Below are 9,457 nucleotides of genomic sequence, written 5' to 3' on the forward strand. Positions count from 1 at the left end.
GCTCGGCGTTTGCGCGGCGTGATCGGCAGTGTCTTTCGGCTGGCGATTGTTACTCTCCGCGCCGATACCGACCCCACCCTGGCCCTTCAAGGCGCTCTCCAGCCGCCGAAAACCATCGGCCGCGCCGCGATTACTGATGAAAGAAAATTCGGCCGGCTCCTTGTGACGATGGATGAGTACGACGGCTGGCCGACCCTCAAAGCCGCTCTCCAGTTCCTCGCCCTCACCTGTGTTCGTCCCGGCGAGGTACGGGGCGCCGCCCGCGACGAGTTCGACCGAAAGAAGGCTGTCTGGCACATCCCGGCCGAGCGCATGAAGATGCGTGCTCCGCACGATGTGCCACTATCCAAGCAGGCGCTCCACGTCTTGGGAGAGGTCTGGCCGCTTTCCGAGAACGGCGACCTGGTCTTCCCTTCGATCCGTTCGAACAAGCGTCCGCTTTCGGAGAACGCCATGAATGCCGCGCTGAGGCGTATGGGTTACGGCAAGGACGAAGTGACCGCTCATGGCTTCCGGGTGACCGCCAGCACCATACTCAACGCCCGCAACTATGATCCTGACGTAATTGAGGCGGTGCTGGCGCACCAGGACAAGAGCGCGATCCGGCGGACCTACAACCGCGCCACCTATTGGGAGCAGCGGGTGACGCTTATGCAGGAGTGGGGAAATTTGCTAGACGGGCTAAAGGCGGGCCGTTAGTCTGGAGTTCCCCCGGTTTCGTGGACACGATCTGACTATTATTTGAGAGTGTCCGAATGCCGAGAACGAGAGCCCTTTATCCGACCGAGTTTCGGGATCAGATGGTAGCGCTGGAGCGTTGCCGCTTGAAGGGCGATGCGCAAAAGGCGGCGTCATTCCTGGACGTTCTGCGGATCTTCGGGCTCGGTTATTCCTGGGGCGGGCACAAAAGCCTCGCCGTTCCGGTCGATTTGAGCGACCGGACCATCGCCAAGGGTCCCGGCGGCGGTGCGCTCATTCGACTTCAGGTGGGGCTGGAGGACGTCGCCGATCTCAAGGCCGACCTGGAAGTCGGATTTGCGGCCGCCAATACGCTGTGAAGCGGGATTCGCCGAAGAACTTGGGGCTGCACGAATGGCCGCCTGAGCTGGACCGCGCCGCACCTCCGCGGACCGCAAGTGTCGCCCATCNCAATACGCTGTGAAGCGGGATTCGCCGAAGAACTTGGGGCTGCACGAATGGCCGCCTGAGCTGGACCGCGCCGCACCTCCGCGGACCGCAAGTGTCGCCCATCTCTTAGGTGCGGTCCGCAACCCATGTCTCTGGGTCGGACAATTGTGATGATGGTGATCCCGGCAGGATTGAAATGATCTGGCTGAAAAGCCTATGCAGCCTGGCCTTCACGGAAAGGTGCGGGGGAAATTGGCCCCACTGTTCCAATTGGGTATTCTGCCGCGAGCCCCGCACCTTCGGAGAATCCATGATCCGGACCGCCCTTGCCCTCGCCTTACTCACTACCCCTGCCCTAGCCCATAACATTCCGGTCTGTTCCGGCGGTGATCGCGCTGCCCGGAAGGTCACCTGCATCGTCGACGGGGACACCGGCTGGGAAAATGGGATAAAATGGCGCGCCTTGGACGTTGATACCCCGGAAATCAGCAGCCCGGAATGTCCGGAGGAGAAGGGCCTAGGCTTGAAGGCGCGAGATCGACTGCGCCAGTTGATGGCCGGCGGCTACACGATCGAATGGACTGGCGGGAAAGGTAAATACGGCCGCCAACTCGCAAGGGTTCGCCTTGCCGATGGTCGCGACGCCGGGCAAGTGCTGATCGATGAAGGGTTGTCGCAGCCATGGCCGAACAAAGGCAACAAATGGTGCGAGCGATGAGCGAAAAGACCTATTACGTCGTCCAGCCATTTGAGAAGAAAGGGCGGAGACTGACGGCCGCGCCAGCTACGCAATGTCGATCCGACGACGAGGCGATCGCGCGGGCCGAACGGGACGCGAAGCGATATGTCGGCGTGGTGGCGTTCCGCCAGGTCGCCGACGATGAGACCGGTGAGACGGCGGATGAACCCGTCTTCCTGGCGCGCCATGGCGAGCTGCCATCCGAGATGAGTGACGAATGATCGAGCCGATCCGAAAAACCTCCCCGATTGTCATCGAGACTCTCGGCGATCTGATCAATTCCGGCATGCGCCTGTCGGTCTATTGCGGCCAGGCGCTCGGTCCCCATCCGTGTGGACGTAGACTCGACGTCGAGACGGTCGAGATCGCCAGACTGTTCGGCCGCGACGCGGTCTATGTCGGGCGGGAATTTCCTCTGAAATGTGCCCGCTGCGGCAGCCGCAAGCTGGAATACCGGGTCGGCGCCGATCCGACGATCGTCCCGATGGCGGGCGACCCCTTCAACCGGCCATGATTCGCCGTCTGCTCGCGCGCTTCCTTCGCCGACCGGCCGAGATCCGCCGCGAGGCGGCTGTTCTCGTTACGATGTATGGGGCCCAGGGGGCATGGATCGAGGCGCGCGACCGGCGCAGGGCCGCCGCGCAGACCGAGCGGTGGGAAGCCAATAGTGAGCGCCGGCAGCGCCACTGGACCGCCGTCATGCGCGAGATCGAGCGCCAGACTGGCTACCGGCACCAGCCGGACACGGCGACGCGGATGGCGGGCGGCTAACTTGCCCGAGCTCCGAGATCATCGGTGGGGCCCGAGATCAACCGCGGTTCATTCGAACAAACGGCCGCCTCGCCGAAGCCCGTCGCTCACCGACAGGGACCGGCGTGCATATCCGGCTTTTACGCAGGTTCGCGACCAGGAAACGCGTTCGTCCGAGCCGCTCGCTCCCGAACGGCCGCCTACTCCGTCATCCGCCTTCGCTGGGCAACGCCCGACCGATTGCCGCTTGCAGAACTTCAGGAGAGACTGGCTTGGAAAGGATCTCCGCGGCAGGGGCGGCTTGCCGAATCCGGGTCAGGTTGGCCTCATCGGTATAGGCGGTAATGAATATAACCGGCACTTGCCGGCGCTGAAATATACGCCGCACCGTCTCAACCCCGTCCGGGCCTCCACCCAGATTGACGTCCATCAGAATCAGGTCGGGAGCAAAATCAATTGCAGATTTCACGGCGCTTTCGCAGTCGCCCGCGATGTCGCAAACATTAAACTCGAGGTCCTGGAGCAGGGCCTCCAAATGCCATGCCACAAAATATTCGTCGTCGACGATCAGGACACGGGGCTCGTGATGAGGAGGAGCCTCCCCTTCGCTCATGGCGATTGGGCGAAACGACCCGCTATCAGGGCGATCGGAAGCGCAAATGATCTGCTTGTTCAAGCGCATGGCTGGCTGCTTTCCTCGGACGCGCTCAGCGGGATTACAAGGTCGACTTCCACTCCGTCGGGTCCGTAGTTGACGGCGACCTGCCCCTTCAACTCATGTCGGACGCTGGCGTTGATCATGGCGCTTCCAAATCCGCGCCGGCTGGGGGGCGACACCGGGCCGACGCCAATCTCGCACCATCGGATGCGCGTTTCACCGTTTGCCCCGGTCGTCCATTGTATCGAGAGTCTGCCCTTCGGGACGGAAAGGGCCCCATATTTCGCGGCGTTTGTCAGCAATTCGTGCATCACCATGCTCACGCTCAACGCCGCCTTCGGCTGCAACCACACGAGAGGGCCCCCGATGTCTAGCTGGCTATCCAACATCAGGTAGGGCGACAGAACCTTTTCGACGAGATCACTTAGGGATGTCGCTTTCCAGTTTCGCTCCGTCAGCAGCGAGTGAGCGCCGCTTAGCGCATGAAGTCGTGCGAGGAAGTTTTGACTGAACGTGTCGATCGTGTCGCTATTTCGAGCGGTTTGGGAGGCGATGGCGGTCACGACCGCCAGCATGTTCTTCACGCGGTGATCGACTTCGGCGAGCAGAAGTTTTTGGTGGGCCTGCGCCCGTTTGCGCTCATCGATCTCGATTTCAAGGGATGTCGCATGTTCTCGCAGCGCCTCTTCAGCATGCCGACGCTCGAACACCCGCCCGACCTGCTGGCCGATCGCTCGCAATGTCAGTAACAGGTCAAAATCGGGTTCGACCGCCGCTTCACTAAAGAACTCGATGACCGCGATAACCCGATCCTCCGACATGATCGGAAAGCCAAGGGCCGATTTTACCTCGATCCTCTTGGGCCATTTGGCTCGCGGGAAATTCGGGTCGGTGGCCACATCCGCGATCCATTCCGGCTCGCGGCCGCTCCAGACACGGCCGGGGAGCCCTTCGCCTGGCGCGAAACTGGTGACGGCCGTGGCGGAGCGGAATTCTGCGAATTCGTCTGGCCGGCTGCTGAACCATATTCGCGAGGGAAGAAGCCGGACCGGCGCCGTTTCCGACGCCAGATACACATGACCGAGGGGCCACCCCGTCAGCTTATGGACCGAGGCGAGACAAACCTGCAGGGCGTCATCAAGCGAGATCGTTTCCGCGGCAATCGAAATCGTGCGATACAGCGCTTCCATTTTGAGTGCGTGCTCTTCGCGCTGCCGTTCCGCGCTTCTTCGCTCGCTGATGTCACGAAGAAAGCCGACAAAAATCAGTCCATCCTCCTCCGCCATGGGCGAAATGGATAATTCCACCGGAAATTCCTCGCCGGTGCGGCGCAGAGCCCAGATTTCGATGCGACGGCGAAGCACCTTCGCCTCGCCGGTCTCAAGGAAGCGACGCAGGCCCTCCGTGTGAGCTTCACGGAAGCGAAGCGGAATGATCAGGTCGCTCATGTTGCGGCCGAGCGTTTCGTCACGCGACCAGCCGAAGATTGCTGTGGCATTCTCATTCCAGTCGACGACAGCGCCACTGCGATCCATGACGATGACGGCGTCGAGGGCAGTATCCAGAACGAGACGCCACGCACTATCGGGGTCCGGCGATGGACCAGACAATGAGGAAATCGGTGGCGTCATCAAAATTGCATCAATCCATTACCCGACCGAAACCGCTATTAACCCCGCACCGCGACGGTGAAAGTGTGGTCTGCGACCACAGCGTTAGAACCGCGTTCATAACGCCCCGATGTCTTTTAATAGCTGGTGATGCATTGACAAGGGACGGGGACAAATCTCGTTCCTGAGTCTTCCACTTCATGGTCCATCCGCAGAACTCATCTCCTCTGCCCGTTCGACGAGCGCCCGCATACCGGGGCGACTTCACGCCGGACTATCTGCACCTTTCCGATCGATCGGGCGTTGGTCAGGTAAACCGGAATTCAGCGTAGCGCTGCGCGAAAGGCGAGCGGCGGCTTCCAGCCGGTAGGCATCTCGAAGTGGACCGGCCGCTCCCGGCCATCCCTCGCACTAAACCTCATCCTTCCGCTCGCCCTTTGCCACCACCCGCAGAGCTCGTCCGGTAGCGGCCGCTGCAGCGCCGCGGCTTCCGCCCAATCCGCCCGCATCCAGAATTCGATCTCGTCGGGCTCGGTGAGGATCACCGGCATCGCCTTCGGATGCACCGCGGCGACCTCGGCGTTCGGATCGCAGGGACGCCGCCGAGATTCAGGCCGAGGGTGAGGTGCGTCCCCAACGTTGTGGTCGGCAACGGAGATCGTTGTGGCGACGCGATTGATCATGTTAGCATGGTTCGGATCGCCACCGACGCGCTGGCAATCGGCGGCATCTTTACCGTTGTATGGATCACTAGGGGGCGCGCGCCCCGACGACTGTTCCGGGCGTGCACACGACGCAAGTCTATACAGGGAACTGAACCGGCACATTGCTCCTCGGCCGGCCTTTTCTCTGCCGAAGGTTTTGTTGCTTTCTGAAACTTAGGGGGGTTTCATGAACACGGGTATGGAGGCATCGCGTGAGCTGGCGGCGGAAGATGAGGAGCAGCGGCTTCAAGTCCTCCGGCGTTATGACATTCTCGACACGCCTCCGGATGGCGCCTTCGATCGTGTAACCAGCCTCGCAGCGCGTCTTTTCAACGTGCCGATCGCGATCGTAAGCCTCGTCGATCGGGACAGAATCTGGTTTAAGTCAAAATGCGGCGTCGAAGTGCAGGAGATCGGGCGTGAGCCGGGCCTCTGCGCCTCCGCGATTCTCCAGGACGGTCCATGGCTGCTGACGGACGCCAGCGTCGACCCCCGCGCCATGGCCAACCCGCTGGTCGCCGGAGAACTGGGACTGCGGTTCTACCTCGGCGCTCCACTGCGGACCTGGGACGGGCACAATCTCGGGACGCTCTGCGTAATTGACCAGAAGCCGCGCGAAGTCTCGCCGGCGGCAATCGAGCATCTGAACGACCTCGCGACCCTCGTGATGGACCAGATGGAGCTACGGCTAACGGCGCGCACCGCCGTCGCGCAACGAGAAATGCTACTCCATGAGTTGCATCACCGCGTCAAGAACAACCTGCAGATTCTGCTTTCGGTCGTGTCTTCGAGCGAGCGTCGGGCTCGGAGCGCGGAAACGGTTGAATTTGTGCAATCATTGCGCGGCCGGTTGGTCGCGATAAGCAGCGCCCACGACGCCATGCGCGCCGCCGATTCGCTTGGCAAAGGCCGCACGGGCGAGCTTCTTGAGCAGATTAGTCATACGATCCAGGCGGCGCTCGGCGGTGATGGGGAACTGGTTACCGAGATCGAGGACCACGAGATCACAAACGAGGTGTTGCTGCCGCTCGCTCTCATGCTGAACGAACTGCTGACTAACGCTTACAAGCATGGTCTGCACGATGGCGGCGGCAGGATTCATGTGCGGTTCCACGGGACGGGAACGACCTACGAAATGACCGTTCGTGACAATGGCCCCGGCATTGGCGATTCCAGCGCAAGTGCGAATTCTTCTGGGCTCGTTTTTGTCAAAGGTCTGGCACGACAGATCGGTGGCGAATTCGACGCTCGCAACGAAAACGGCGCCGTCTTCTCGGTGACGTTCCGGGCGTGACCTTACTTGGAAAGCATGCCGCGGCGGGGCGCGACGACCCCGCAAAGATTCTCATTGTCGAAGACGAGTTCCTGATCGCGATGGAATGCGAATGGATACTCACTGAGGCAGGACACGACGTGGTTGCTGTCGCGGCTGACGAGCAGCAGGCCGTGTCGTTCGCTGAGCGCACCCGGCCGGACCTCGTCCTGATGGACATTCGGCTCGCGCGCGGGGGTGACGGCATCACCGCAGCAAAGGCTATCCGGTCCCGGTACGGGATCGGGATTCTTTTCGTGTCCGCGCACGGCGAGCGCGAGACCCGCGAGCGGGGGGAATCAGCGGATCCGGTCGGATGGCTGGTCAAGCCTTACACAGCCGGCACGCTTCTCGAAGCGATCGACAAGGCGATTGTTCGGCTCGACGTCCCCGATTCCTGACGGGGAGCCGCCACCCGGTGAGGCGCGGCGGTTGTTCACGCGTGGAAATACCAGGCGCCGAGTAGATTGCCGGTGTCACGCATCGCCCGCGTGAACTCGCGGATCGCCGCCTGGCCTTTGGTGATCGAATAGAGGTTGCACATGTCGGCGATTATAGGGTTCCGGGTTGCCAAGAGCGACCTTTTCGCTCCGTTCACGTTCAACATCCATCAGGGCAGCCGGCGCGATAGATCCATGCTGGGCCCTCGGAGCCCCTTGCTGACCCGATCGATCCCGTCGAGGGCTCAGTGAGTGACCAGAATGGATGATCCATTCAGGAACTCTTGATGCCCTCCCCGCGTTTTCATCGCCAGTTAATAACGGAAGGAATCATGACCATGAAACAGATGTCTCTTCTTCTGGCCAGCGCTGCGCTCGTCGCCCTCCCCGTTAGTGCGGCGTCCGCCGATTGTCGCGAGGAAATCGCGTTGCTGACTGGCTCCCACATGACGGCATCGATCTCGGACTCGGCAGGCAGCAAAACGGGATCAACCGACTCGGTGACGACCGGCTCAGTGAATACCGCGGCACCGAACCCAGCCGAAGGCAAGACCACCAACTTCGAAACCGGCGCCGGGGTCGAAACCGGCGAAGCCGAGATCAGCAAGGACGGGAGCCTTGCACCGCTTCAAAGCGAGGCCGATGCGTCGACCGCCGCTCAGACCGGCGGTGGGGAGAGCGCGAAGCTCACAACATCCGCCGATGCCAGCCAGCCCGGATCCAGCGACGCGGACGCCTCCGGGAAGGTCGCCAAGGACGGCTCCGCCATGCCGATGGAGACTGACAGCGACACGGCGATGTCCGGCCAGGACAGCCAGGCCCAGCAGGACGGCAACCAGACCGCGGCGAGCGCCGCAGCTGGAAACGGTGATACCTCGGCCAACTCGCAGATGAGATCCGACGCGTCGCAGGATGATAGCCCGCTGGCACGGGCCGAATTGGCCTTGGCCGAGGGCGACGAGGATGCTTGTATGGCGGCCATCGAGGAAGCCAAATCGGCTAAGTCTCAATAGCCTGCCGATTCCTTAAACGGAAAAGGGCGCGGGCAGTGCGACGATATCCGCCCCATCTCTGGCTCTCGCTCTTCAACACAAGTCGGCCATTAGAACCACCGCGACGGAAACTCTGAATCGCAAACCCAAGCGAGATTAGTAAGTCCTGCGCCAGGCACCCACCACTCGCGACTTAGACAACCGGGGTGGAGTTTCAGCTAAAAATCTACCGGCCTGAAGTTCGGTCTCCGAAACGCGAAAAGCCCGCCGCACCACACAGGTGCGACGGGCTCTGACAGGGCGGCAAGGATAGGGCGATCAGCTTAGATCGGTACACGCCCGCTGCTCTGTTTGTTGGAGGTGAGCCACGGCATCACGGTTTCGGGCTCATCCCAAACACCTGCTCGCTTTGCAAATTTTACGAAGGCATCGCGCACCACCGCGACCGGCTTTGTGCCAGCCTGAACATCGAAGCACGCGCGCAGGACCGTTTCGGCGAGCATATCGTGCCTGGTGTCGGTCCAATCGATCAAGAAGTCGATCGCGTCGCGCACTGAGACAATTTCTTCCACATGCCGTTTGTGGCGTCTGACAAAGATCGGTGCACCGAAATCATCCGAAGCCATTGTGTCCTCCTGAAAAGCGAATGGCATCCATGTCCTGATCGTCAGCTGGCGTCCTGCCAGCAGGACAGTGGAAGATTTGGTTCCATCATTTCGCCTGTTCAAGAGGAGAATGGCGGCAGTAGACCGCCGTCATGTGCGACATCGAGCGCCAGACCGGCTACCGGCATCAGCCGGACCCAAGCCGCGACACGATGCGGCTGCAGAGCGGCGCCGTGCCGAAGGCGCTGGTGGGACTGTTCGGCTCGGACCGCTTCAGCCTCGCGGCGTCCGCCTACGGCAGCACCTTCCTCGACGAGTTCAGCGTCGACAACGCCAACGGCATTGTCGAACAACCCCGGCTCCCGCGGTTCAAGGGCTACACCAACTACGACGATTATGTCGGCGTCGGAACCTAGCATTACAGTTGCTCTTTGGATTTGAGATGCGCTTGTCGAGCTGCGGCTTGGTGGGCGCGTCGCCAAGTTGACCAAGCAATGACGTGGGCTGGTCGGATTTGGC

General features: G+C 61.5%; 12 protein-coding genes and 2 pseudogenes. 10 read left to right on the forward strand and 4 right to left on the reverse strand.

The genetic code is table 11. From position 1 onward, the window contains the following. The 6 genes and pseudogenes from VSX60_RS21310 to VSX60_RS21335 all read left to right on the forward strand — a co-directional run. A partial coding sequence (locus tag VSX60_RS21310; protein ID WP_327626261.1) for a tyrosine-type recombinase/integrase occupies positions 1-699 on the forward strand: 699 nt, incomplete at its 5' end. A 125-nt stretch (positions 700-824) separates the two neighbouring features. Further along, positions 825-1,058, forward strand: a pseudogene (locus tag VSX60_RS21315) (PLP-dependent transferase); the annotation flags it as partial. A gap of 380 nt (positions 1,059-1,438) precedes the next feature. Next, positions 1,439-1,846, forward strand: coding sequence for a thermonuclease family protein (locus tag VSX60_RS21320; RefSeq protein ID WP_327626262.1), 408 nt, complete (start codon positions 1,439-1,441; stop codon positions 1,844-1,846). Next, positions 1,843-2,088: a hypothetical protein gene (locus tag VSX60_RS21325; RefSeq protein ID WP_327626263.1), complete on the forward strand. Its 246-nt coding sequence runs from the start codon at positions 1,843-1,845 to the stop codon at positions 2,086-2,088. Before VSX60_RS21320 ends, VSX60_RS21325 begins: the two co-directional genes overlap by 4 nt. After that, positions 2,085-2,381 carry a hypothetical protein gene (locus tag VSX60_RS21330; protein WP_327626265.1) on the forward strand — a complete coding sequence of 99 codons (297 nt, stop codon included), beginning with the start codon at positions 2,085-2,087 and terminating at the stop codon, positions 2,379-2,381. Before VSX60_RS21325 ends, VSX60_RS21330 begins: the two co-directional genes overlap by 4 nt. Beyond that, a complete protein-coding gene (locus VSX60_RS21335) occupies positions 2,378-2,638 on the forward strand; it encodes a hypothetical protein (protein ID WP_327626266.1) in 261 nt (86 codons plus the stop codon). The genes VSX60_RS21330 and VSX60_RS21335 overlap by 4 nt, the downstream gene beginning before the upstream one ends. A 187-nt stretch (positions 2,639-2,825) precedes the next feature. Here VSX60_RS21335 and VSX60_RS21340 read toward each other — a convergent pair whose 3' ends face one another. The 3 genes and pseudogenes from VSX60_RS21340 to VSX60_RS21350 all read right to left on the reverse strand — a co-directional run. After that, complete coding sequence (locus tag VSX60_RS21340) at positions 2,826-3,299, reverse strand: response regulator (protein WP_327626267.1); 474 nt, start codon at positions 3,297-3,299, stop codon at positions 2,826-2,828. After that, complete coding sequence (locus VSX60_RS21345; protein ID WP_327626268.1) at positions 3,290-4,906, reverse strand: PAS domain S-box protein; 1,617 nt, start codon at positions 4,904-4,906, stop codon at positions 3,290-3,292. Before VSX60_RS21345 ends, VSX60_RS21340 begins: the two co-directional genes overlap by 10 nt. 390 nt (positions 4,907-5,296) lie before the next feature. Next, a pseudogene (locus VSX60_RS21350) lies at positions 5,297-5,475 on the reverse strand (SOS response-associated peptidase); the annotation flags it as partial. 301 nt (positions 5,476-5,776) lie between these two features. On the opposite strand from VSX60_RS21350, the gene VSX60_RS21355 reads away from it, so the two are divergent. The 3 genes from VSX60_RS21355 (at position 5,777) to VSX60_RS21365 (ending at position 8,354) form a co-directional block, all read left to right on the forward strand. After that, positions 5,777-6,883, forward strand: a complete 1,107-nt coding sequence (locus VSX60_RS21355; protein ID WP_327626269.1) for a sensor histidine kinase — start codon at positions 5,777-5,779, stop codon at positions 6,881-6,883. Then, positions 6,880-7,302 carry a response regulator gene (locus VSX60_RS21360; protein WP_327626270.1) on the forward strand — a complete coding sequence of 141 codons (423 nt, stop codon included), beginning with the start codon at positions 6,880-6,882 and terminating at the stop codon, positions 7,300-7,302. The genes VSX60_RS21355 and VSX60_RS21360 overlap by 4 nt, the downstream gene beginning before the upstream one ends. A gap of 326 nt (positions 7,303-7,628) precedes the next feature. After that, positions 7,629-8,354 (forward strand): hypothetical protein, encoded by a 726-nt coding sequence (locus tag VSX60_RS21365; RefSeq protein WP_327626271.1) that lies wholly within the window; start codon positions 7,629-7,631, stop codon positions 8,352-8,354. Positions 8,355-8,656: 302 nt separating this feature from the next. On the opposite strand, the gene VSX60_RS21370 is transcribed toward VSX60_RS21365, so the two are convergent. Beyond that, complete coding sequence (locus tag VSX60_RS21370) at positions 8,657-8,959, reverse strand: DUF982 domain-containing protein (protein ID WP_327626272.1); 303 nt, start codon at positions 8,957-8,959, stop codon at positions 8,657-8,659. Positions 8,960-9,090: 131 nt separating this feature from the next. Between VSX60_RS21370 and VSX60_RS21375 the strand changes: the two genes are divergently transcribed. Then, a complete protein-coding gene (locus VSX60_RS21375) occupies positions 9,091-9,354 on the forward strand; it encodes a hypothetical protein (protein WP_327626273.1) in 264 nt (87 codons plus the stop codon). The last annotated feature ends 103 nt before the right edge of the window (positions 9,355-9,457 follow it).

Source organism: Aurantimonas sp. A3-2-R12 (assembly GCF_036016755.1).
GTDB lineage: Bacteria > Pseudomonadota > Alphaproteobacteria > Rhizobiales > Rhizobiaceae > Aurantimonas > Aurantimonas coralicida_A.